At 60.6% G+C, this 22,656-nt stretch carries 16 protein-coding genes and 4 pseudogenes; 10 read left to right on the top strand and 10 right to left on the bottom strand.

Features of this window, described 5'->3' with window-relative positions; genetic code table 11:
• Positions 1-125: 125 nt before the first annotated feature.
• From FSO04_RS35855 to FSO04_RS35845, 3 genes and pseudogenes are all read right to left on the bottom strand, one after another.
• Positions 126-705 (bottom strand): annotated as a pseudogene (locus FSO04_RS35855) (DUF1016 N-terminal domain-containing protein); the annotation flags it as partial.
• On the bottom strand, positions 702-944 hold the full coding sequence (locus FSO04_RS35850; protein ID WP_154566238.1) for an HU family DNA-binding protein: 243 nt from the start codon (positions 942-944) through the stop codon (positions 702-704). The pseudogene FSO04_RS35855 and the gene FSO04_RS35850, both read right to left, overlap by 4 nt.
• A gap of 193 nt (positions 945-1,137) precedes the next feature.
• On the bottom strand, positions 1,138-2,544 hold the full coding sequence (locus FSO04_RS35845) for a replication initiation protein (protein ID WP_154566237.1): 1,407 nt from the start codon (positions 2,542-2,544) through the stop codon (positions 1,138-1,140).
• Positions 2,545-3,610: 1,066 nt separating this feature from the next.
• Here FSO04_RS35845 and FSO04_RS35840 point away from each other — a divergent pair.
• The gene (locus tag FSO04_RS35840) at positions 3,611-4,822 is read left to right on the top strand and encodes a ParA family protein (protein ID WP_166618318.1); all 1,212 of its coding nucleotides are present in this window, start codon (positions 3,611-3,613) and stop codon (positions 4,820-4,822) included.
• Positions 4,819-5,796: a ParB/RepB/Spo0J family partition protein gene (locus tag FSO04_RS35835; RefSeq protein WP_154566236.1), complete on the top strand. Its 978-nt coding sequence runs from the start codon at positions 4,819-4,821 to the stop codon at positions 5,794-5,796. The genes FSO04_RS35840 and FSO04_RS35835 overlap by 4 nt, the downstream gene beginning before the upstream one ends.
• A gap of 1,246 nt (positions 5,797-7,042) precedes the next feature.
• Here the strand turns inward: FSO04_RS35835 and FSO04_RS46555 are convergent.
• The 4 genes and pseudogenes from FSO04_RS46555 to FSO04_RS35810 form a co-directional block, all read right to left on the bottom strand.
• A complete protein-coding gene (locus FSO04_RS46555) occupies positions 7,043-7,906 on the bottom strand; it encodes a site-specific integrase (protein WP_166618317.1) in 864 nt (287 codons plus the stop codon).
• Between the two features lie 359 nt (positions 7,907-8,265).
• Positions 8,266-8,862 (bottom strand): hypothetical protein, encoded by a 597-nt coding sequence (locus tag FSO04_RS35820; protein ID WP_154566233.1) that lies wholly within the window; start codon positions 8,860-8,862, stop codon positions 8,266-8,268.
• Positions 8,863-9,071: 209 nt separating this feature from the next.
• Complete coding sequence (locus FSO04_RS35815; RefSeq protein WP_154566232.1) at positions 9,072-9,731, bottom strand: hypothetical protein; 660 nt, start codon at positions 9,729-9,731, stop codon at positions 9,072-9,074.
• Between the two features lie 1,363 nt (positions 9,732-11,094).
• Positions 11,095-11,403 (bottom strand): annotated as a pseudogene (locus FSO04_RS35810) (ATP-binding protein); the annotation flags it as partial.
• A 380-nt stretch (positions 11,404-11,783) separates the two neighbouring features.
• On the opposite strand from FSO04_RS35810, the gene FSO04_RS35805 reads away from it, so the two are divergent.
• Positions 11,784-12,590: a transglutaminase-like domain-containing protein gene (locus FSO04_RS35805; protein ID WP_154566231.1), complete on the top strand. Its 807-nt coding sequence runs from the start codon at positions 11,784-11,786 to the stop codon at positions 12,588-12,590.
• Here FSO04_RS35805 and FSO04_RS35800 read toward each other — a convergent pair.
• Positions 12,562-13,260 (bottom strand): IS6 family transposase, encoded by a 699-nt coding sequence (locus tag FSO04_RS35800; RefSeq protein WP_233465095.1) that lies wholly within the window; start codon positions 13,258-13,260, stop codon positions 12,562-12,564. The genes FSO04_RS35805 and FSO04_RS35800 overlap by 29 nt on opposite strands.
• Positions 13,261-13,633: 373 nt before the next feature.
• On the opposite strand from FSO04_RS35800, the gene FSO04_RS35795 reads away from it, so the two are divergent.
• The 3 genes and pseudogenes from FSO04_RS35795 to FSO04_RS35785 all read left to right on the top strand — a co-directional run bounded on the left by FSO04_RS35795 (position 13,634) and on the right by FSO04_RS35785 (position 17,388).
• Positions 13,634-16,021: an AsmA family protein gene (locus tag FSO04_RS35795; protein WP_154566230.1), complete on the top strand. Its 2,388-nt coding sequence runs from the start codon at positions 13,634-13,636 to the stop codon at positions 16,019-16,021.
• 240 nt (positions 16,022-16,261) lie between these two features.
• Positions 16,262-16,513 (top strand): annotated as a pseudogene (locus FSO04_RS35790) (hypothetical protein); the annotation flags it as partial.
• Positions 16,514-17,133: 620 nt separating this feature from the next.
• Complete coding sequence (locus FSO04_RS35785) at positions 17,134-17,388, top strand: hypothetical protein (protein WP_154566228.1); 255 nt, start codon at positions 17,134-17,136, stop codon at positions 17,386-17,388.
• A 269-nt stretch (positions 17,389-17,657) separates the two neighbouring features.
• On the opposite strand, the gene FSO04_RS35780 is transcribed toward FSO04_RS35785, so the two are convergent.
• Positions 17,658-19,592, bottom strand: a complete 1,935-nt coding sequence (locus FSO04_RS35780) for a SulP family inorganic anion transporter (protein ID WP_154566227.1) — start codon at positions 19,590-19,592, stop codon at positions 17,658-17,660.
• Between the two features lie 209 nt (positions 19,593-19,801).
• Between FSO04_RS35780 and FSO04_RS35775 the strand changes: the two are divergent.
• The 3 genes and pseudogenes from FSO04_RS35775 to FSO04_RS35765 form a co-directional block, all read left to right on the top strand.
• A pseudogene (locus FSO04_RS35775) lies at positions 19,802-20,669 on the top strand (acyltransferase family protein); the annotation flags it as partial.
• Between the two features lie 241 nt (positions 20,670-20,910).
• A complete protein-coding gene (locus FSO04_RS35770; protein ID WP_154566226.1) occupies positions 20,911-21,102 on the top strand; it encodes a DUF3008 family protein in 192 nt (63 codons plus the stop codon).
• Between the two features lie 159 nt (positions 21,103-21,261).
• Positions 21,262-21,927, top strand: coding sequence for a protein-L-isoaspartate(D-aspartate) O-methyltransferase (locus tag FSO04_RS35765; RefSeq protein ID WP_168435959.1), 666 nt, complete (start codon positions 21,262-21,264; stop codon positions 21,925-21,927).
• A 64-nt stretch (positions 21,928-21,991) separates the two neighbouring features.
• Here FSO04_RS35765 and FSO04_RS35760 read toward each other — a convergent pair whose 3' ends face one another.
• Positions 21,992-22,252: a response regulator gene (locus FSO04_RS35760; RefSeq protein ID WP_233465086.1), complete on the bottom strand. Its 261-nt coding sequence runs from the start codon at positions 22,250-22,252 to the stop codon at positions 21,992-21,994.
• A 74-nt stretch (positions 22,253-22,326) separates the two neighbouring features.
• Between FSO04_RS35760 and FSO04_RS35755 the strand changes: the two genes are divergently transcribed.
• The gene (locus tag FSO04_RS35755) at positions 22,327-22,653 is read left to right on the top strand and encodes a response regulator (RefSeq protein WP_154566225.1); all 327 of its coding nucleotides are present in this window, start codon (positions 22,327-22,329) and stop codon (positions 22,651-22,653) included.
• The last annotated feature ends 3 nt before the right edge of the window (positions 22,654-22,656 follow it).

Below are 22,656 nucleotides of genomic sequence, written 5' to 3'. Positions count from 1 at the left end.
TGCTCAATATAGCCACGTCGATCACTCCGTTCCCCTGCCCGTTGCCGAGCAGGTCAGTGTTCTACGTGGGTCAATATTCGATGCAAACTACTGCGTAGGGTGGGTCAGGATTCCGTGCAAATCAACAGCATCGCCGCCTTGTTGTGCGAGAGGGCGACGCGCTCGTAGAACTGGCTGCCGATCTGCCGGTCGAGCTGCCGCACTGACCAGCCGAAGCGCTGCGGGATTTCTGAGCGACAGCAGGCCCACGTAGGCAGACCAGGGCAAGGGAAACGCCTGTGCCACGGTATGCAGGTCAGGTGAGTTCCGCGCAGGTGATCCGGAAGGGTGTCGTGCGGCAGAAATTGCAGACGGTGTCTGCACAATTTTGGGGGACGGGGATTTTGCAGACAGCGTCTGCAAAATCTGCTCGGCCGGCCTGCTGAGATAAAACGCGCGCATCTGCGAAAGGTTGCGCCAGCCGAAGCCTCGTCCGAATCGCTCGGACAGATCGGCGCCGAGTCGCTTGATCAGTGCTTCGCCGTAAGCGGCCCGGCCCTCCCCGCCCTGCTCGAATTCCACGATGCGCCGGCCGATCTCCCAATAGGTTGCAGTCATCATCGCGTTGATACTGCGGGCCGATGCTTCGCGCGTTGACTCCACCACGTCGGCAATTTCACGTTGTAGGCCCGCATAAACGGCTGGCGCGATATCAGACTTCGTCATGACGCGTTCACCGTCTGCGTGAACACCTTGCTGGCCGTCTTCACAACTGGAATCTGGATTGCTTTGCTGGATGCCGCGCTGCGGCCCACGCGTGGGGCGTGCTCACCACTCGAGAACGAACCGAAACCGATCACTTGCACGGTTGCGCCACTTGCCACTGCTGTGGTTGCCGCGTCGATACGCGCGCCGGTCGCCTCCGTCGCCGCAGCGACCGTATCAATCAGTTCCTGATTATTCATCGTCTATCTCTGTCGAGCGTTCATGAGGCGGTTCCCGCGGACCGCGGGCGCCGGTAACGCCACCCTACCGTACGGCTGTGCATCCGCGCAAACAGGACGGACCCCTTAACTCCAGATAATCCTAAGGCCGCCGGCGATTCAAAAATAGCGACAGCGAACCGCTTGGAAAACGCACAGTTGGTCATGTTGACATTCACGCCGATACGCGAGAAGAATTCAAGCGCCCGAATACGAATTGCCCCAAGTACCAAACCAGTTCCGTATTCGCGACGATGTCCCCCTCCTCTACAGTTGCGGCCTCGAGCTTCATACGACGCAGCATGAGCTTGCCCTCCCTCGATGCAATCCATGCGCGGACCAGTTCTTTGCGGGTTTTGGCGTCCGCCGCGTTGAAGTGTTCGCGGCCCTTACGCGACTCCTCGTTCATGCGTGCGCGGACTTCTTCTTCGCGGGACGCCATGCTGCGTGCGACCGAACTCTGGATTTCGGTTTTCACGACCTCCGCTTCAGTCTCTTCGGTAAGTAGCTTCGCCTGAACCTCGACCATCGTCCGCTCGGCTTCAGACATCTTCCAGTTATCGCGCAGGGCCCGCATCAGGTAGCCGGCGGGACTCTTTTTTATCTGTCCACGATTGAGCTTGAATCGCGTGTATTCGACAGCCTGCTGGATGTGCGCATCGGTCCAGACTTCGCGGTTCTCGGAAATGTCGCTGAACTGCTTGGTAGAAAGGTTGAATTCTTCTTTGAGAATTTTGTACAGGTGACTGGCGTCAGCCAAGCTAGCCAGCGCAGCGTCGGCGGTATCCTTGCGCTTGAGGAGGAACCTTATGCGGTCGATTTTCCTCGACGTGCTGGACTCGGTCCTAGTCTCATATGACAGCTCGATGTCCGACACCTCATTGATCTCACGCACAGCCGGTTCTAGCCAGTCGCGCTTGAAGTATTTGAAGATGGCCGCGTTCGCTCCCATTCTGCCAGGCCAGTTTCGCATGTCTTCAAGCGGTATCCATTCCGTTCGGCCATTTGGGACACTGGGGAGGACCTGGTCATAGATCGCGCGCGCTAGGCTGCGTGTAAAAGCCGTTGATATGCGCAGGCTCAACCAGTGGGATTTTTTTGGGTCACGGATTTGCGGAACCAGCCGAGGGTGCACGTCGAATCGAATGCGCCCCCTGTGGAAGCCGACCATGCCCATCAACTGGACTGATACCCACAGATCGTTTTCGTTGGGATCCCGATCGATCGGTGTATCGGTAACCTGGATTTTCGCGTCTTGCGCTTCTTCCGCGATAGTGCGCAAGTGCTTGAGATTGCGGCTGTCATAGCGCATCAACCACTTGAAGTAGTTCAGCTCAACATCGTACTGGTCTCGTGCTTCCTGCTCCTGGGCGACAATGAAATACGCGGCGTCAAGAAAGCGCCGCGCCGGCAGCCCCATGTTAACGACCTGGGTGAAGAAGTTGTTGCGCTGGTATCCGATTTCACGATTGGCTTCGCTGATGGGCAAGCCCAAATCGAACATGTCCTCGAACAGCGCGAGCGCCATCTGTCGCGGTGTCACCTTCGACTTGCCTTCTTCCGGATTGTCCTCCGCCGCCATATTCTCATTCGCTCTTCATTTTCGCTTTCGGAAATGTAGCATTCGTGGGTGAGCTGTCAACACATACAACCTCACCATCATCCGGTCGCACTGGCTGTCTGCAGGCTACGCTCATCTGCCATGCACAATGAACCTCACCCCAGCACAACCAACCTCACCACGATGAACCCGTATTTCCCCTCAAACCTTTATCCCGTGCGATTGGAGTTAGCTCCTGCGCCACTATGCACAGCCAACCTCACCTTGGTACTCGCGAGCGAATCTCGCACATCTGACCTCACCTTCGTGTGGAACCGGCCTCACCTTGGCCACACAACGAAACTCACCTTCGTGCACATCTGACCTCACCTTTGTCACAACGAACCTCACCTTTTGAAGGCTAAGCGTATGAAAATAAACAAAGTCGCACGCCTCTGTTGGTTTGTTGGGTTGTTTGATTTTTGAAAAAACAAACCAACCCGTTGCCAGGAGGCAACTTGGCGAGCGTCACTTGACGTGATGTTGATTGTGCGGAGCAGCAGTGTTGCTCCAGTTCCTGTTCCGTTTCAATAGAAACACGTTTTCGATCCGCAAAGAAGCATCCGTTTGAAGGTGAGGTTCTTTGTGCAAGCTCGCGCACAGACACCAGTATAAAAACCTCTGCTCGTGCGGGTCGGTGAAAATTGGAGAGGAAGGTGAGGTCAATTGTGCTGAGTGAGAAAGCTTGTAACGCGCCGATGTGTTCACAGCACAATGAATCTCACCATGTACCGTACTTTTGTGCAAAGGGCGAATTGCGTGGCAATAGTGCTTTCAGAATTAGCACAAACGACCTCACCTTGAACGACCATCTGGCCAACGGCTCGCGAACTACAGTGCCCTATCGGCGACAATACGGCGGGGTGACAGCGGTCCGGAAGAGCAGGAAGTGCCTCCTCTACGCTTGTCGGCCGCACTCCAGTCAATCGGAAACGAGCAATGACGCGTGGTTTTTCAGAAACTCTTCATAAAAACAGTCGTTTATAGAGTAATTTTCATGTATTTCATGTATTCTGAGGTTCATCGAAATTTACGGATAAACCTCAGAATGGTGAAAACGAGCCAACTTCCTGCTGTAGACCGAACGGTCCCTCTTGAGCAGATTAGCCAGTTCGCTGAAAAGGTCTCAATTTTCACGGATGAGCTGCGTAACACCATTCTTGCACCCCGCCCGCGAAAAGCTGCTCCTGTTTTCAAAACAGGGGAAATTGCTGAGATGTGCAACATCTCTCATTCCCAGGTCCAATACCTCGCAACCAAGAGCGACGGAGAGTTGCCGGCAGGTACTGCTGCCGGTACCGGCCGGACCCGCACATTCACGCTGGAGGAAGCACGCCTTTGGGTCCAGAAAGTCTCCGACATCTATCAGACTCCACTTGTTACGGGAACGCGTGAACCGGAAGGGAAAATCGTCATAACGGCCCAATTGAAGGGTGGCTCGGCAAAGACAACCACAACTATGTGCCTCGCACAAGGGCTGACGTTGCGCGGGCGCAAGGTGCTTGTCATCGACCTCGACCCTCAGGCCTCGCTTTCCGAACTATGCGGCTTGTACGCGGAAAAGGATGTGACGCCGGACGACACCGTGTTGCCGTATATCTACGACCAGGAAGTCGAAGGTGGCCTTGAAACAAGGGTTCAGTCGACTTACTGGGATGGACTTGACGTGATTCCGGCGCACACCGAATTGATTGGTGCGGAGTTCCATCTGCCGGCGATGCAGAAGATGAGGCCAGGCTTCCGGTTCTGGACGGTGCTTCGGCAAGGTCTTGAGCCACTACGCAAGCGCTACGACTACATCCTCATGGATACCTCGCCTTCGCTGTCGTACCTCAACCTTAATGCACTGCTGGCGGCGGATGCCATGGTTATGCCGATGGTTCCCGAAAATCTGGACTTCATTAGCTCTCTGTCGTTCTGGCGACTGTTCTCAGACGTATCCAAGAGCTTCATCAAGTATGAGCAGGACAAGAAATACGACTTTATTTCGCTGATGCTTTCGAGGGTCGATTACGGGCGCACTTCGTCCGCACCTATCGTGCGCGCATGGGCACAGAGCGCATACGAGAGCTGGCTGCATTCGATAGAAGTGCCGGCTAGTTCGGTGATGAGCACAGGAGCTCTGGCATTTTCAACGGTATTCGACGTAAGCAGTACCCATAGCGCGGCTAAGTCGTTGCAGCGTGTACGACAGCCCCTGGTTGATTACTGCCGTTGGGTGGACGAAATCTATGCAGAAAAATGGAGGAACGCGCAATGAGCAACATGCGAGAGCAGCTGCTGGCCAAGACGGCCAGCATCCGGACGACCTCATCAATCAAGGAAGATGAGGTCAAGCGTAGCAACCGAACGCAGACGGCGCCAGGCCTTGCGGGTGCGCTTGCAGTAGCGCAACTGCGTGTCCAAGAGCTGGAGTCCACTGGTGCCGCGTCGCAATTGTCTGTGTCCGACATCGTACCGAACCCTTGGCAGCCGCGGAGAGTATTCAACGAGGCAAAGCTGTCGGAACTGGCCGAGTCCATTCGTGAAGTTGGGCTTATGCAGCCCATCGTGGTCCGCCGCGCTGATGATATCTATCAGATTGTAGCTGGCGAACGTCGGTGGCGCGCACATAAGATGGTGGGGCTCGATGCCATCAAGGCTGTCGTTGTGGAGTGCTCCGACGAAGACATGGCTGTGCTAGCCCTCGTGGAAAATGTTAGTCGTGACGACTTGTCCGACTATGAAGTTGCCATGTCCATGAGGCAGACGGAGAAGGAATTCCCTGGCCGTAAGCGGATGGCCGAGGCATTGGGTATGTCCCGCAGCGGGCTCTACCAGTTCCTCTCGTTTGAAAATCTGCCGGACTTCATCAGGAAGGACCTCGATATCCAGCCGCGGCTGCTTGGCGGGACTGCTGCCCAAGCGATTGTTGCGGCAATCAAGAAGCACGGCGAAGACGGTATGAACGCAGCAATGGAACTCTGGCCGCTCGTTGTGAAGGGAGATATAGACCAAGGGAAGGTGGCAGCGGCGATTAAGGCGCTGGCAACGCGTCGAACGACCGCGACGAATTCCGCAAACGAGCGGAGCATCGATAAGTTCTTTGCTGGCAAGGAACACGCGGGATCCATTACCAAGGACATCAGCGGTATTACGGTGAAAATCAAGGCCGGTGTACTCACCGACGTGCAGGAGACGCAGATTCGGGAGCTTATCAGCCAGATGTTCCACGCTCAGCCTAAAGTGAACTGAGGAGCGTTTCATCCCTAACTTCGCCCGCCTTGCGCGGGCTTTTTTTTCGTCCAGCCGTTCCTAAAGTGTCTAGAGTCTAGACACACCGCCGGCTGGGTCGCTGTCCTTCCCAGAGCATGCGTGTCTAGACTCTAGACACGAGATCGGGCAGCGGTTAGCGGCTTCATGCGGCCACCTCGATGCCCGTCTAGAGTCTAGACACGCAGGAGAATCGCGGTCGAAATCTCAGCAGTTCACGGCTCCCGAAGCGACGATGGAGGTGGACGAGGTGTGAACATGTCTAGACTCTAGACACCCATCCGATGGAATCAGATAGGCAGGAGCTAAGCTGCTACAGAGCAGCGTGGCACGGAAGTCAGCGCTGGCGCCACAGCCTGTCAATTTGAATGCGAAAAGACTGGAACTCAGACGCTCTTCGTGCCAGACCCAAAGCCCGCGACAAGCATTCATCGCAGCGGCAAGTAAGCATCCCTGTTCACCTTCGGCCTGAAAAATCGCTGCTTGTTAAGCAAAACTAGCTCTAATAACAGGCGTCAGATACGAGAAGATGCACCAGTGCGAACATCCGTTACAACATGCACGTCCGGTGCTCTTGTACCTTTTGACGGACGAAACCTCGGTTCACGGCAGCCCCTACGGTCGAGGCGAACCAGACCGCAGGGGTCGCCAATGTGACTAGTATTGCCGCGGAACGCGCGACCATCTTCCTGATGTTGTTCCATGTCACGGTATTTCCTCTTGCAATTGCGTCCCTCGCCTGTGTGGTCCACAGAGGCGTGATCGTTTGGCGACGTGTCTATATCTCGGCGTGCTCAAGTGGCATCGCGTTAGAACTCCCCCACTTCCTCTCGCCGCCGCCGCTACCTGACGGCTCACCTCACACAGGGTCTATACGCCAATCAACTTCCTCTCGAAGCACGGCCGATTTCAGTCATCAGGTACAGGCCGGGCAGATTGCTGCCCAACAGGCGAGGCGCCAGCAGCGGGAAGCTTCCGCGGTTTTCAGCGCACTAGCCAGTTGCGCGGGGGACGGTTTCTTCGACGGAAGCGGTGCGCGCCGGATCGTGATCGGCGAGGGCACCCAGGAAATGACAGTTCGTGACTGCCCTGCGTGCCAGCCGTGTTCGCCGCGCTGATCATCGCGATGAGGAGACCTTGATCGGCGCGACGGCACCCGGCAGTCGCAAACGCTCCGAACGTTAGCGTGCCACGCGTGTACGGGCCAGTTGCGTCGCCAGCGCGCGTCTCAGTGGTTCGTCGTCGACGTACTGGCGAAAGGTACGCAGATCACTGTGGCCCATGTTCTCGAGCGCCGCAGAGGCGTCCAGACCATCGCGGACCGCCTGCGCGAGCCCTTTGGCGTAGGTATGGCGCAGCCAGTGCGTGGACGCGCGTTCAAACCGGTCGGCATCGACGCGCCGGCCGTGAGCGCGGGCGTAGGCGAGTGCCTCGCTGCACAGCCCGGTGACCAGTTTCCAGATCGCAGTGCGGCTGCGGATGCCCTTGAGTTCACCCCAGCGGGAGCGTCGCACCGACAGCAGTAGCGGCAGGTCTTCGTCCGGCTGCGGCACAGGTGCAGGCCAAACGCGATCCGGTAGGCTTGCAGCGAAAGTGAAATCTCGTCGCATGGCACCCAGCGGGCCTTGCCGCCCTTGCCGCGCTCGACGCGCAGCAGCCACTGGAAGGGCGGGGCGTCCGGAAACTCGCGGCGCAGTGCCTGCGGCACCGGTTCGATGCGTACATGGCCCATCCGGCATTGGACCACCTCGGTGGTGCGCAGGCCGGTCCGCTCAAACAGGTCCACCGCGAACAGGTCGCGCGCATTCGTCAGGCGCGCCTCGCGGCCGGACTCGGCGCCCGGGCGGGCGGCAATCGTCTCGCGCAGCAGCGCCGTGTCGTCCGGCGACAGGAAACGCGCCTGCTTTTCCGGCTCGCGCCGGCCGACCTTCGGCAGCCCGGTGGCCGGATTCAGTTGCAGGTAGCCGACGTCGCGCAGCCAGTCGAACAGCGATGTGACGATTTTCTGGGTCTGACCGGCCGAGCGGTCGCTGAGTGGTCGGAGAAAAGGTCGCCAGTCGGGTGAGCCGCGCCGTCCGCCAGGCTTGCGCATCGCCCACGGGGCCGGCGCCTGCAGGAAGCCGATGTAGGGGGAAAACTCGTCCAGCCCCCAGCTCGAGATGGGTGTGCCGGTCTGCCGCGCATACCAGAAGAGGCGCTCCGCCTCGGTGCGGTACTGCGCGAGCGTGGTCGTGGCCAGCCGCCCGCGACCGGTCGCCTTGGCCGCGAGCCAGCGGCCGACGACGTCCTCGGCGGACAGGTCCGGCAGCAGGATCGGACTCTGGAGCCGGTCGTGCGTTGGGCGACAGCTGACGTCAGCCCGCGGGCCGCGGCGACGGTGTCCAGCTCAGAACCGTCCACTGCGGTCATCGGGAGACTCCAGAGCCAGCTAGGGTCACGCGCACGACGCAACTAACGGTCTGCGCGCCGTCCGTCAGCGCTGGCCCGCTCGCGCGGGACCACAAGGTTATGCAGCGCGGCGGGGTAGCCGTCACGGGTGCGGGCAAGGGCAGGGCGGGCCCGTTCACCGGCAGTCTCCGTCGACGGGCTCGTCCGGTGTGCAATCCCGATTCGCCTCGAGCGCGTCGGCGAGGGCGGCGAATTCGACCCTGATTTCGTGGGCGGGATAGTCAAGGCCTTCCGGCACAGCACCGCAAAAAACCCGCAGACTGCCCGCGGGTGCTCGATGAACGGCCGGACCGGTTCGGTGGACGGCAGCGTCACGTCAACCAGCCCGGCACCGGTGCGGATGACCGAATGCGCGACAAGTTTGTGTGTGACGCCGTTGAAGTCCTCGTGCCGCCAGCCGCGCACCGCGCGCCTCTCCGGGTAGAGCGCGACCCAGCTGTCGGCGTTGTCGTGGCATTCGCCGCGCGCCGACTTCCAGTCGGCCAGCCGGTCGCCCTGCTGGTCGGCGGGACGGGCGCTGTCGAGCAGGGCGAGTAGCGCCGTGGCCAGCCGGTCAAACGGCGCACCGGCCGGAAACGTGCGGATGTCGGGGCCGTTCATGATCTTCCAGCCTCGGTGCTGGCCGGAACTGCGGGTTTGCGAAGAGGGTGTTCATTTCGCGAAATAAAAACCGATCTTGTAGAGGCAGACAAAGAATGCACCGCCAGACAGGACGAAGGGCGCCATGACGTCGACCGCACCTTCGAATGGGGTGTCCGGAGCAGAAAAACCCTGAGGTGCAACCATAGGTGCGCCCAGTCACCCAACAGCTACAGGCAGACGAGTTCGCTGCGGCCCAGTGCGCCTCCCGATGGCTTCCAGTAAGCAAAATACTCGAAGACGATCTGACCCTGCTGCAGCTTTGGCCGCCTGAGGGGCAGATTGTCAATCCCGCGTTCAGTCATTAGTACCTCCACGTTCACCCGGGCGAGACGTTTGCCTTCACCTTCTTCCCCCCACTTCTTCGGCACGCTGTCGATTCGATTCGTCATCCCCTCGATACCGTGGATCCACTCTGGCTTGGGGCCGCCCATGAGATAGCGGGTGACCTCGCGTTGCGCAACATCGCGGATCTCCTCCGCCACGAACCCGTACAGCTCGTCGCCCACGGCAGACCAGGCCTCGGTGGTCGCCGGGTCGAATCGGTAGCGGGTAAAGGCGTACACAAGTACCGCGCCGAGCGCACACCAGACCTTGAAGGGGCTGACGTTGCCGACCTCCGCGAAGCCGAGCAGGGTGCCGGTCGGCCGGAACGACAGATGGGAGAACGTCGAGTGAAGCAAAAGTGATAGCACCGCCGGAAACGCAATTCCTTGAATTCTCGGCCTCCGCCGCCCGACCGCTTCCAGATTCAGTTCCGACCTCGGAGAAGTGAAAGTTGGAATCTTCGGACTACTGAACTGAATGTTGGAAACTTCGATGATGGCCATGCTGCGAGTCCTGCATTCGAGCTTTGCGACGGTCTGTTATTGGCGCAGGGAGGCAAGACGACCGTGAAACATCCGGCGTTGAACTGGCCTCGCCCGGAAGTCCATGTGTGGTATGGACTTCCGGCAATTTAAAAGGGAATGTTTCACGAAAATACGCGGGTGCCGCCGGCGAGACGCGTTTCGCGAGCACATTTTTCGTCTGCAGCAGGCGACTCATTGAGCTCAACACATAGTTTGTATTGATTGGAACGTAAAACGTATCAATTGCTACGAGACGGATTGGACCCGTTACTGGCTTTGGCATCAAGCGGAGGTCCGCTGAGCATGCTCCACCCGGTCATGTTCTCCCAGCGCTGAACCGGCGCGGCCCCCGCCGGGCCACTGGCCGAGTCGTGTCTTCCGTTTTTGTACTACAACTGGGTAATTGTGTCGGAAGACTGAGGGCGGCGATGGTCAACCTGCGATTCGTCCGTGCTATCGACGATGTGCGCCCTTATGGGACGCATCGCTACGATGTCTATGGGCCCAAGGTCGACCGGCGTAGAACGTATTAAATCTGTCTCTATTGCGTCATTAAATCTGTCACCTCGCGTCGGCGCCCTAAAAGTGCAACTAACCGTCATTCGCGACAAACCCCTTCCTCTGGCTTCGCCACAAACTGTTTGTCAAAAGAGGGGGCAGTCTGCCTTACCGGCAGACGGCACCGAAATGCGGCCATTACCCGTTCGACACACCCGGGGCATCACTACCTAGTCGTAGAAGCATTCGCTCCTGGATCGCGAGGCGGTCCTGCCGTCGCATCGCCGGCGTCGTCGAACGGACCGGGAGGCGCCCATAGCAGAAATGTGAACGACACCAGACGCAACGGAATGGCGCTTCGATCACGCTGCTGTTGATCATGAACGGACTTTGCCGGCGACACTGCGGACATCGCGTCCGGAGTCTTTGCCGATGGACCGCACAGCGATGTTCCTCCGCAAGCTGATGCAGCACACTATGGTAGCCGTGAGCCGCGCACTGCCGGCAATACCTGAAAGACGCGTGGTACCGATCGCCCGGCGTCCTGCCGAGCAACGATGTGCGCAACACGTTCACAGGTAGTCGCAGCAGTCGGCGAAGTTCGTTGAGATCGATCGCGCTTCGTAGAGGGATCACTCCTTCGAGTGGATCAGCGTCGGGGCACATCAGGCGCATCAGCACATCGCCTGACAGTGCGTTGGCGCAGGCAAATTTCCACAGCATCGAGACAAGGGATTCGCCCGGCATGAGCCAATCAGGATTGAACCTGCAGCCCGGCGGCCTCCCGGGCTGCCATTCGTCAAATGTCAGAATAGGGAAGCGCACTGCCTCGAGCGCTTCACAGCTACGCTGTTGCGAGCACGCGTCCGGTAGCATGGCGGGACTGGATATAGCCGCAGTGCTGTACGGCGTGGGTCCACAAAGCTGGCTCCGGGCAGTAACCGGGCGCATCCTTGATCTCGCTTTCCTTGAGGACAATCTCGACGGCGCGGACGAACGACTCCATCGGCAGGTCGAGGTTGCCAGGTAAGCTCGCCTTGTGATGTGCAGCCTCGAACGTCTGCCATAACTGGCGGGCGTCGCTCACCAGGCGATAGCCGGCGTCAAACGCCTCGGGTACGTAAAAGCGTGTGAAGCTCCAGGGAGTGCCCTCTCCTGCGGCAAGCGTGGGCACGATCAGCGCGCCGGCCGTTCCGTGACGGCCTCACCTTCTTCCCTGACCACCTCATGGATCACCAGCGCGCGGGGGGAGGCGTGCGCTGCCTGTTGCTGCCCGCCGTCATCAAGACGAGAAGAGTTGGACCCAGTATCGCTAGCGGGCATGTTCGGGGCCCTTGAATGTCACGCGCCATTCGGCATTGTAAATCCGGCCGACCTGACTCTCCATTCGCACGACCGATGCCCGCGCGCAGAAGGGTTAGTCACTGGCGCGGCGTCTACCGCGTTGCGCAGGCCGCGCCGGGAACGGTCGTTGCGCTTGCTCTCGTCGAGGCGTCAGTCAGGCGCCGCAGCGCCGCCGGTAAGGGTGATGGAATGAGACTGCGCGTGGGTTATGAACTGGTGTATGAGTGTCCGCAACCGACGCCGATGCTCCTGATGCTGAACACGCATTATTCCCGTGCACAGGACATGCTCGTTCCGGATCACATCAACACCCAGCCGTGGGTTCCATTACGGCAGTATCAGGATGTGTTCGGCAACCTCTGCACGCGCCTGACGGCTCCGCCCGGCGTACTGACGCTGTCGGCGCGCGGTGTATTCGAGGTGCCGCCGAATCACGAAGTACCAGGCTCCAATGGATATCAACATACGATCGAAGAACTCCCCGACGAATGCATGATGTTCCTGCTCGGCAGCCGTTACTGTGAGACCGATCTGCTCTCCGAGTCCGCGTGGCAGATCTTCGGGCACACGCCGCTCGGGCGCAGTCGCGTGCAGGCGATTTGCGACTTCGTGCACAACCATGTCCGCTTTGACTACAACTGCGCACGCCCAACGAAAACAGCGTGGCAGACGTGGCAGGACGGTGCGGGCGTCTGCCGCGACTACGCACACCTTGCGGTCGCGATGTGCCGCGCGATGAACATTCCCGCGCGCTACTGCACGGGTTATATCAGCGATGTGGGTCTCCCACCTCCCTATGCGCCGATGGATTTCTGCGCATGGTTCGAGGCGTATCTAGGCAACGGCTGGGAGACTTTCGACCCGCGGAACAATGCGCCGCGCACGGGACGAATTCTAATGGCGCGTGGCCGCGATGCTGCCGACGTCGCAATCAGCAATACATTTGGCCCGTCGCTGCTCAGCAAATTCACGGTCGTCTGCGAGCCGGACAATTGACCCTCGAGCGACCTGCGGCAAGCGTGCCTCCGGTCGTACAGCGGAACGAGACAGATGCCGGGCGCATATCTTCGTGGACGACTGTGCGAACCCGTACTGCGCCACTTTCGGCCGATTTCACGCCTATCTCTAGATGGTCCTGTTCGATCAGATTGTTCAGGTACCTCGAGGACCGGACCTTCGTTTCCTCAGGCAGCAGACCGTCAGCGATCATCTCCCGCACGGCCCGGTGCGAGGCCGCATACCCATCGAGCGTGATCGTCTCCGGTGGCTGGCCCTGATGCTGGATTGCCTTGCTGAAAAAGGCTTTTGCCGCAGCCACGTCGCGCTTTGCCCTGAGCGTGAAGTCCACCGTCTGGCCGGCCCGATCCACCGCCCGGTACAGATAAACCCATTTGCCGCGAATCTTCAGATAGGTCTCGTCAACACGCCATGACCGACCTGACGGTATCGCAAAACGATTCCAGCGCTTCACGAACTCCGGTGTGAAACGCTTCACCCAGCGCATGATCGTGGTGCGCGCCAGCGACAGTCCCCGTTCGGCCATCATCTCAACGAGATCGCGCAGGCTGAGCTTGTAGCGAAGGTACCAGCGCACGCACAGAACAATGATCTCCCGATCAAAATGCCGTCCATCGAACAACCCCTCCAGACCTTTCCGTTTGCTCATCACCGGCCACCAGTTCGTCAAGCTCGCAACTTTAACCCATTCCCCCGAGCCTATTTGCGCCAGAACCCCCGGAACCCGCTTTCCACATCCAGTACCGTCAGCAACAAGGGCCGTGTCTGCCAGCTCAGGTCTTCGGGTGACTGTCATGACGGTTGGACCCGTGGTCCTCCGGCTTTCGGGGCCTCTGTGCCGCCTCACAAGGGAGAATCCGCGGCATTCGATTGGCAATCACCGTGTGCGGAATTCGGGACACGCAGGCCCGGCAAGGCGGACCGGATTCGTCATCCTGGGGAAATCCGCTGGCCGGGCACTTGCGGCCACCGGGCATACCACGTGCTGCTCGAAGTGAAACAGGAAAAATGATGGAGCCGTCATGGCGCAGCGCCTGCCAGTCGGAAAAATTGCTGCATGGTTTGTTGCCGTGCTGGCGGTACTGATTGCGGCGCTCGTCGTCTTTTTCCTGACTTTCGACTGGAACCGCGCGCGGCCGTGGATCGACGATAAGGTCACTCAGGCGATCGGCCGGCAGTTCCACATCACCGGCGACCTGAAGATCGGCTGGCAGCGTCCGCCGAGAGAAACCGGCTGGCGGCGCTGGGTACCGTGGCCACGCTTTTCCGCCCAGAACATCACGATCGCGAATCCGGACTGGGCCAGACACCCGCAATTCGCCACCCTCGACGAGATCGATTTTCAGGTTGAGGTTCTCCCGCTGCTGGCACGCGACATCGTGATTCCGACGATCAACCTGGTCAACCCGTCGATCGATCTCGAACGCCTCGAAGATAACCGCAACAACTGGACGTTCAGGTTCAACCAACCGACCGAGCCGTCCACGTGGAATCTCAAACTGCACGACATCGCCTTTGCGACGGGTCGCGTTGCCTACGCCGACCAGATCACCCAGGCCGACATGCAGGTCGGCCTCGATACCCTCGGTCAGCCCGTGCCGATCGGTGACGTCATGAAGCAGCAGGAGCAGGCGTCGCGCAAATCGTCGGCGCAGGTGGTCGGCAACAGCGGCGCGACCCAGCTCCACAAGCAGGTCGAAGCCAGGCAGGCCGAAGCGTCGGCGGCATCGGCGGCGTCCTCTGCCGCGGCCGCGAGCAGCGGGCCGGCGAGTCCGGCGAGCACGTCGGCGAATACCGGCACGACCAGTCAGCAGAAGTCGAAGTCTTCGGTGCCGCCTTATGGTCTCGGCTGGACGGTCAGGGGCACCTACAGGAAGACGGCTGTGTCGGGCAGCGGCAAGGTGGGAGGCGTGCTCGCGCTGCAGGACACGACGCGGCCGTTCCCCGTGCAGGCTGATGTGAAGATCGGCGATACGCATATCGCGCTGGCCGGTACCGTGACCGCCCCGGCGCACCTCGCCGCGCTCGACCTGCAGCTGTGGCTGCAGGGCGTCAGCATGGCGCATCTCTATCCGATCGCTGGCGTGCCATTGCCCGAAACCCCGCCGTACGCGACCGAAGGGCGGCTCGTCGGACAGTTCGCGGAAGACGGCAACGTCTTCAAATATGAGAACTTCACGGGCCGCGTCGGCGGCAGCGACGTGAACGGCTCGACGGTTTACGTGGGTAAGAAGCCGCGGCCGATGCTGTCGGGTGAAGTCGTGTCCAACCTGCTGCAATTTTCCGATCTCGCTCCGATCATCGGCGCCGACACCAACGCGAGCAAGGCGAAGCGCGGCGACGAAACCAGGCAGCCGGCGAACAGGGCGTTGCCGGTCGAGGAATTCAGGACGGATCGCTGGAAGGCCATCGATGCCGATGTGAAGTTCACCGGCCGGCGCATCATCAAGAACCCGGCTCTGCCGATCACCGATCTCTACACCCACGTGATCCTGACCGACGGCGTGCTGGCGTTGGAGCCGCTCAAGTTCGGCGTGGCGGGCGGCACGCTGGCATCGAACATTCACCTCGATGGGAGCACGGCGCCGCTCAAGGGACGCTTTGCGACGCAGGCGCGGCACCTGAAGCTCAAGCAACTTTTCCCGACCGTGAAGACGATGCAGTCGGCGCTCGGCGAAGTGAATGGCGACGCGGCGTTGTCGGCAACGGGAAATTCTCCCGCGGCGCTGGCGGCGACGTCGAATGGCGAAGTGAAGGCACTCGTCACCGATGGCACAATCAGCCGCCTGTACATGGAAGCGGCGGGGCTGAATGTGGCGAACGTGGTCTACGAGAAGCTCTTCGGCAAGCGCGACGTGAAGATCAACTGTGCGGCGGCGGACTTCGTGGTGACCAACGGCGTGCTGGAATCGCGCGTGTTCGCCCTCGATACTGACGACGCCGTGATCAACATGGATGGTCACATCGATCTGCGGACCGAGCAGATGGATCTCGGGATTCATCCGCATACCAAGGGCTTCAGGGTAGTTACGCTGCGCTCGCCGCTATATGTGAAGGGGACGTTCAAGAACCCGCACGTCGGTGTGAATGCCGCCGCGCTGGCCGTGCGTGGCGGGGCGGTGGTGGTGCTCGGGCTGGTCAATCCGTTTGCGACGCTGATTCCGCTGATCGCGCCGAGCAACAACAAGCCGCTGCCATGTGCGCAGATGCTCGCCGACATGCGGGCGGCGCCGAGCGCACCGCCGGCGGGGCAGAAGCAGCGTGAGAAGGCGGCACCGGCGTACCTGGCGTCGGGCACAGCGGGTCCGGCAGAGGATAGTCCGGGCGGCTCCGCGCGCACGCCGGCGGCAGGGAAGACGGCGCCTGCGGGTCCAGCGGCAGCCAGCGAGGCGCAGTACCGGGGACGTTGAGCCTGGATGTGAGGCGCGACGCGCTTTTCGCACGAGCGGGCGAGGAGCGCCTTTCGATCAACGACCTGGAGGAGCTGGGCTGATCAACAGGGCTCTGGGGCAACGTCCGCAGGCACGCTACCTGAACGGATGACGTTGGGTTGAGGGGCCGCCGCGCGCGCTTATCGCGAAGTCAACTGGAGGCAGGCGCGCTACTTGCGTCCCTGACGTTCAGGGCGATCCTCCGTGGCGGAGACGTAGATGGCGCTCATACATGGTCGGCGACTTCCGGTTACCGCGATACCTTCGTTCCTCTCACTGGCCATCGGCGTGGGTCAACGGTTCAGCACGGACCGGTGCATCATGATGGCCGCGAGCATTGCGTTCTACTGCGCCTTTTCGCTGGCGCCGACCCTCCTGATTGTGCTGGCTGTCGCCGGGTGGTTTTCCGGCGCCGACGCGGCGCGCGGCCAGCTGTTTGGCGAGATCAATGGGCTGCTGGGCAACGAGGCGCAGTGCCTCGCACGTCCGCTTCACCTTCACAATTGCGCCACTGCACCGCTTCATCACTGCGTCAGCGCGCATCCATCAACACCGCTGGGCACAACGGCCTATCAATCGCCATAGCCTCCAAGACTCCGACCGCATCGGAGCACTCCGCAGTTTCCTCCATCGAGGCTCGTTCGACGCCTGCCAGCAACGCGCGGTGGCGCACTCACATTCCTGTGGATGATGGCAGGCATCAAACAACCCGATTGTTGCCCCTTAAGCCCATCCTCGTTCGCGGGTCCCGCCTCGTTGGATTTACCGAAATCACGCGACGAGGCGATCACGTTCAGCTTCGACAAGAAACCCTTTGCTTCGCGGCTGTCAGGTTGCCATGCCAAGTTTTAGGTAATCGGGCCGTAACTAGCTTAGATAGTTTCGATCAATGTGCACGCGGAAGCTTATAAGGCGTAATCGTACCTTTCGTGCGAAAAGTGGCGGCGGTTTTGTCGAAGAAACGACTATGATTCAAAGGAATGCATTGCCAGCATCAGAGTGCCCTCATGGCTTGGTCCGGCCATTCTTCGACGGCGCGAGTCGGGCATGCGTTTCGCGACGGGCCGGAAAAGAACAATCTGGAGAAGTCGATGAAGCCTCGTCATGCACTCGCGGGGCCCGGTACGGCCTTCGTGCTCTCGATCTCGACGGCCTTCGCGGCCACGGCGCAGGCCCAAGCCGTCGCGCCGCAACCGGAAACCCCGATGGTGAAACCGCCGCCCGCGGCGGCTTCAGGCGCAGCGAGCGCGACCAATCCTGACAACATGCCCGTGAAGAATCCGGACAAGCCGACCAACGACAAAATCATAAGAAGCCCGCCCGCCAGCGCGGCGAACGCAAAATAGGCCAGTCCAGGGATTGACTTTAACGCTCAGCGCGTTCTGATGACGATGCTTAGGGCCGCAATGGAATCCAGCGAATGGTGAGATTGGCCGGATCAGCATCCTGAATTCACGAGATAGCGAGACTGACGGCCAGCGCCTGACCGGAGCCCTTACCGCGCGAGCGGTCCTTCGGCCATTTACCGCCGCAGGAACGCTCGTTCGTGAAGACATTCGAATGCACGATTCATCCTGACACCGGATACTCACACCGCCTTGCTAGCGCGACACGCCTACGCCTCATCCTCCCAGTCGTGCCATTCAACCGGATGCGACTCCAGATAGCGGTTCACCGCCTGCCCGACAGTAGGAAAGAAGTGTTGCTCGCCGATCGTCCCGAACAGACCGCAATGTTTCAGGCAGTCCTTCGCAGGTCCCTTCAGCTCCGCGAAGCATAGCGTCACGTTCAATGCGAGCAGTTCGTCATGGAGTCGGGCGAGCGTGTCGGCGGCGCTGAGGTCGACGTCTGTCACCGGTTCAGCTGCGATCACGATCCACGCGGTTTTCGTCGGCGCTTCGCGCACTGCCTGCAGCATGCGCCCGCGAAAAATCTCCGTGTTTGCGAAGAAGAGCGGCGCATCCCATCGCAGCAGGACGAGCCCGGGAATGCGGCGGACCTCCGGATGACGGACGACATCGTGATAGCCCTTCATCTGCTCGACGCGACCCAGCACAGCGGAATACGGACGCCACCCGCGCCATAGGAACCCAAGAACCGCGAGCGCAAGCGCAACGCCGATGCCGTTCACGACCCCGATCATCGCGACACCGACCAGACAAACGATCGATTGCACGAACTCGCTCGGCCTGAGTCGATAGAGCCGCCACACGCCGCGCACCTCGAGCAGACCGAGACAGGCGGCGATAACGACCGCGGCAAGTGCTGCCTGCGGGGTGTTACGCAGCGCCTGTGGAGCGAACAGCAACAGCCCCGCGACGATCAGCGCGGCGACGAGACCCGTCGCCTGCGTCTTCGCCCCTGCCGCCTCCGCGACCGGTGTGCGCGAACCGCTCGCGCTCACAGCGAACCCATGCGCAATGCCCGCCGCGATGTTCGCGAGCCCAAGCGAGACGAATTCCTGGTTGCGATTGACTGCTTCCCCGCTGCGCGCCTCATAGGTGCGCGACAGGATGCTGATATCGGTGAACGAAACGAGCGCGACGGCGGCAGCACCGCCGAGAAGCGCCGCCCATTCGTTGAGTGCCGGGGCCGGAATGCGCAGCGCCGGCAGCCCTTGCGGCACGTTGCCGACGATCGCCAGCCCGAAGCGCTGTGCGAGATCCAGCGCTGCGACCGCTACTGACGCACCCGCGACCGCAATGAGCACGCCGGGCACCTTTGGCAAGTAGCGCCTGCAGCCCAGGATCACGACGAGCGCCGCGACGCCGATCGTAACGGCCAGTTCATTGGTCTTGCCCGCGACGACGCCGCTCACGAGGTCGCGCACCTGCTGCAGGAATGAAGCGCCGTGCACCTGGAAGCCCAGCAACTTGGGTGTTTGTCCCAGTACGATCGTCAGCACGATGCCGTTGAGATAGCCGTAGCGGATCGGCAGCGACAGCAGTTCGGTGACGAAGCCCAGCTTAAGCATGCCGACCACCATGCAGATCGCGCCGGACAGCAGAGCGAGACCGCCCGCGAGGGCAAGCGCGTTCTCCGTATTGCCGTGCGCAAGCGGCGCGACGCTCGCGGCGATCAGCGCGATCAGCGCGACCAGCGCGGTATCCGGACCCAGCACGAGGATCCGGCTCGGGCCGAAAAGGGCATAGGCAAGCAGCGCCGCGAACGATGCATAGAGCCCGGATACGGCGGGCAAACCGGTGGCTTCCGCGTAGGCCATTCCTGCAGGCACGAGGACGGCGCTCAGACTGAGGCCCGCGATCGCGTCGTGGGGCAGCCATGCCAGCCGGTAGTTCCGTGCCACAGCAAGCCCGTTGACCCAGCGCGATACGATACGCACGGCGTGATTCGATGGCCGCTCGGGCTTACTGGTGTCGGGTTTCACGGGGCAGCGCGGTTCGAACCAGAGCGGCTGGTGATCGGAAATGCGGCTCGCATTGATCCACCCCGCAACCGCGAAGCCCGGCTTCGGGTCCCCGGCGAGGAAAATGAAATCGGATGCGAACGGTTGGTCGAGCCATGACTGATGATCGCATGAACCGGCCATCGCGGATGGGTTGGAAGCTGTATCACTACGAGTGATCGCGGATCATCGACATTCACGGCGATGCGTCGCCGCACCATCGATCGAATCGCGCGTGTGGCGGTCCATGGCCCATCTTGTGGCAAAAAAAAAGAACTTCCGCGAATCGAGCCTGGTCCACGAAGCTCGCGGCCGCCCGATCGTGCGGCACGAATCGCGAGGAGGAGGTATCGATGGAAAAAGGACGTGTTGCCGCTCTCGACACGGTCGGGCGCTCGCGATAGTCGGTGTCGTTGCAGTACATCTGTCGTTTCAGTTTCCAAATCTGCCGCACAGCGTCACGCTGCTGGCACGCATGGGCCAATACGGCGTGCAGCTGTTCTTCGTAATCAGCGCGATCACGATCTTCATGACGCTTGAAGCGGACCAGGGACGTTGCACGGGCGCACGGCACGTCACATTGCGTTCTATATCAAACGTTTCTTTCGCATTGCCCCAATGTATTACGCCGCCATCCCCGTGTACGGACTGATCAGCTACGGCGCGACGCGGTCAGGCTACGAACCCGCGTGGGTGCTCGGCGCCCACGGCGCCACGGATATCCTGCTCGACGTGCTGTTTCTGCATGCGCTGTCGCCGACCGCGATCAACAACGTGGTGCCGGGAGGGTGGTCGATCGGTGTCGAGATGCTGTCCTATCTGATCGCGCCGCTGCTGGTTTTTGTCGCGATGAACCGCACGCGGTTGCTGATCGCGACAGCGTTCCTGTTGACACTGTCGGTCATCGCGTTGTCAATCGGCGACTGTCATGGCACGCTCGACTGTCATGTGACGAACAACTCGTTCAGCTATTTCTGGCCGTCCGTGCAAGGGCCATGCTTCATCGTCGGAATGTGGGCGTGGTACGCGTTTCGCTCGCATCTGACGGGCCTATCCAGCGTGACGCGGCGCACAGCGTGGCTGTTTTTTTCGCTCGCCTCAGGTTTCGCGCTCGCGACGGCGACGCTTGGTGCGTGGCTCGCGAAAGCACATGAACTCGCGCCGGTCTTCGCTGCGTGCAGCGCAGTCGCGTTTCTGCTATTCGTCTGCTCTCGCAGTCGCGTCACGCGTCTCCGACCGGATGATTCAGGGACGCGACGCGTCTGTCGCGCAGGATCCTCGCACATGTCGACCGGCACTTTCACCGGAGTAGCCGAGCATGACGATCTCGACGAGGTGGCGTGATGAGCTGTACGTGCAGAGGCCCTTGAGGCACGTCAGTTGCTGACGAGTAGGAGGGCCGTCAGCGACAGGCCTATCAGTGGATCGATAGCTAATCTTTTAACTTGCAGCGGAGGAACAAATGCCTGCGAAATCGAAAGCGCAACAGATGGCCGCCGGAGTGGCGCTGGCCGCAAAGAAAGGGGAGAAGCCGGAAGCAGAACTCAAGGGTGCGGCGAAATCGATGTATGAGTCGATGAGCAAGGAACAGCTTGAAGAATTTGCATCGACCAGCCAGAAAAACAAACCAACCCATAAATCAAAATCGGAATAAAAGAATCTGCCACGCGTGTGAGCCGCAATCCGGCGGTGGGAGCGTTCGGTGGTGAGATCGTCTCCGAGGGCAGTTTCGATGCGCAAATCTGCCTGAGAAAATGCGAAGGTCTATGCACGCCTAGGGCAGGGAGCCGCTACAGAAGGAGGGAGAAAAACAGTGCATGAGGATTTGGCGGAGCCGCGTGAATCAATGATGGAACGGCAACTGGTCGCGCGCGGCATCGCGGAGCCGCGCATTCTCGACGCGATGTGGCGCGTGCCGCGCGAGGCATTTCTGAGTCCCGATCTGCGCGAATTTGCTTATGCGGACGCAGCCCTTCCGATCGGAGCCGGCCAGACCATCACGCAACCGTTCATCGTCGCGCGGATGCTGGAGGCGGCGCGGCTCGAGCCGGACGACCATGTATTGGAGATCGGCACGGGCTCCGGCTATGCGGCGGCCGTGCTCGCGGAAATGGTTGCACACGTCGATACGGTCGAGCGTCATCCGCAACTGGCTGAGAGCGCCAGCGACCGGCTCAACACGCTCGGCTACGGCAACGTGAACGTCTACACCGCAGACGGCACACTCGGGCTGCCGGAGCGCGCGCCGTTCGATGCAATCGTCGCCACCGCGTACGGCCCGGGTGTGCCCCCCGCGTTGAGCGCGCAACTCAAAATTGGCGGCCGGCTCGTGATGCCAGTGGGGTCGGATCCGGAGCATCAGCGGCTGATCCGGCTGACTCGCGACAGCAGCACGACTTATCATGAGGAAATGCTCGACCTTGTGCGTTTTGTACCGTTGATTGGTACTCAGGGTTGGGGCGACGTCGCAGGGCAGTGAGTCAACGCGGGCGCAGACATCATCCGAAGCCCCTGGGAAGAGACGGACTGACGTTCACCCGGCCCTATGAGGTTTGTAGAACCTCTGCGAGGTCATCGAGCGACAACGGCTTGATAAGATGGCATTCAAATACCCGTTCGTCACCTTGCAGTCTGCCGGTGCTGCCGGAGTAGCCCGTCATTGCCACGAGCTTGGCGCGCAGACGAAGTAACTGTGCAAGTGCAATGCCATCCATGACGGGCATGCTGATATCAATCAGGGCAACGTCAGGGTTGAATGACTCCACGATCCGAAGTGCGTCGGGTCTGTTCTGTGCCCGTTTCACTTCGTGCCCGTCCAGTTTCCAGCAACGTGCCCAGCGCCTCCGTGGCGTCCGCGCTGCCGTCCGCTAAGCCGTAAATGCGCGTCGGGTACGCTTATTGCATCGTTTATCTATTGCCCTTCCGACTAAACGCGGCACCTGAATTGGCGACGGTACTTATAGTTGATGACGATCCGAATATTTTGCGCCCGCTTCAGCTGCTGGCGGAGCGCGAGGGATATCGTGTGCTGACTGCGCAGAATGGCGAGGCGGCACAGGCGGTCGCTGTCATCGAGAGTATCAGTCTCGTTGTGACCGACTGGATGATGCTGCACGTCGATGGCATTGAACTGTGTCGACGGTTGAAGGGCGACATCGCAACGGCCGGCATTCCTGTGATCATGCTGTCGGCCGCGCGAGGTTAGCCG

The sequence above is a fragment of the Paraburkholderia madseniana genome (genome assembly GCF_009690905.1).
In the GTDB taxonomy this organism is placed as follows: Bacteria; Pseudomonadota; Gammaproteobacteria; order Burkholderiales; family Burkholderiaceae; genus Paraburkholderia; species Paraburkholderia madseniana.
The sequence above is the reverse complement of the archived record's forward strand: the minus strand, read 5'-3'. Positions and strand labels throughout refer to the sequence as shown.

What these genes read in the sequence shown, in the direction of transcription:
- FSO04_RS35755 (WP_154566225.1), top strand. Translation starts at nt 22,327, where the DNA reads ATGCGCGTCGGGTACGCTTATTGCATCGTTTATCTATTGCCCTTCCGA.
- FSO04_RS35780 (WP_154566227.1), bottom strand. Translation starts at nt 19,592, where the DNA reads ATGGCCGGTTCATGCGATCATCAGTCATGGCTCGACCAACCGTTCGCA.
- FSO04_RS35840 (WP_166618318.1), top strand. Translation starts at nt 3,611, where the DNA reads ATGGTGAAAACGAGCCAACTTCCTGCTGTAGACCGAACGGTCCCTCTT.
- FSO04_RS46555 (WP_166618317.1), bottom strand. Translation starts at nt 7,906, where the DNA reads ATGCGCAAGCCTGGCGGACGGCGCGGCTCACCCGACTGGCGACCTTTT.
- FSO04_RS35805 (WP_154566231.1), top strand. Translation starts at nt 11,784, where the DNA reads ATGAGACTGCGCGTGGGTTATGAACTGGTGTATGAGTGTCCGCAACCG.
- FSO04_RS35770 (WP_154566226.1), top strand. Translation starts at nt 20,911, where the DNA reads ATGCCTGCGAAATCGAAAGCGCAACAGATGGCCGCCGGAGTGGCGCTG.
- FSO04_RS35835 (WP_154566236.1), top strand. Translation starts at nt 4,819, where the DNA reads ATGAGCAACATGCGAGAGCAGCTGCTGGCCAAGACGGCCAGCATCCGG.
- FSO04_RS35845 (WP_154566237.1), bottom strand. Translation starts at nt 2,544, where the DNA reads ATGGCGGCGGAGGACAATCCGGAAGAAGGCAAGTCGAAGGTGACACCG.
- FSO04_RS35800 (WP_233465095.1), bottom strand. Translation starts at nt 13,260, where the DNA reads ATGAGCAAACGGAAAGGTCTGGAGGGGTTGTTCGATGGACGGCATTTT.
- FSO04_RS35785 (WP_154566228.1), top strand. Translation starts at nt 17,134, where the DNA reads ATGAAGCCTCGTCATGCACTCGCGGGGCCCGGTACGGCCTTCGTGCTC.
- FSO04_RS35815 (WP_154566232.1), bottom strand. Translation starts at nt 9,731, where the DNA reads ATGGCCATCATCGAAGTTTCCAACATTCAGTTCAGTAGTCCGAAGATT.
- FSO04_RS35820 (WP_154566233.1), bottom strand. Translation starts at nt 8,862, where the DNA reads ATGAACGGCCCCGACATCCGCACGTTTCCGGCCGGTGCGCCGTTTGAC.
- FSO04_RS35850 (WP_154566238.1), bottom strand. Translation starts at nt 944, where the DNA reads ATGAATAATCAGGAACTGATTGATACGGTCGCTGCGGCGACGGAGGCG.
- FSO04_RS35795 (WP_154566230.1), top strand. Translation starts at nt 13,634, where the DNA reads ATGGCGCAGCGCCTGCCAGTCGGAAAAATTGCTGCATGGTTTGTTGCC.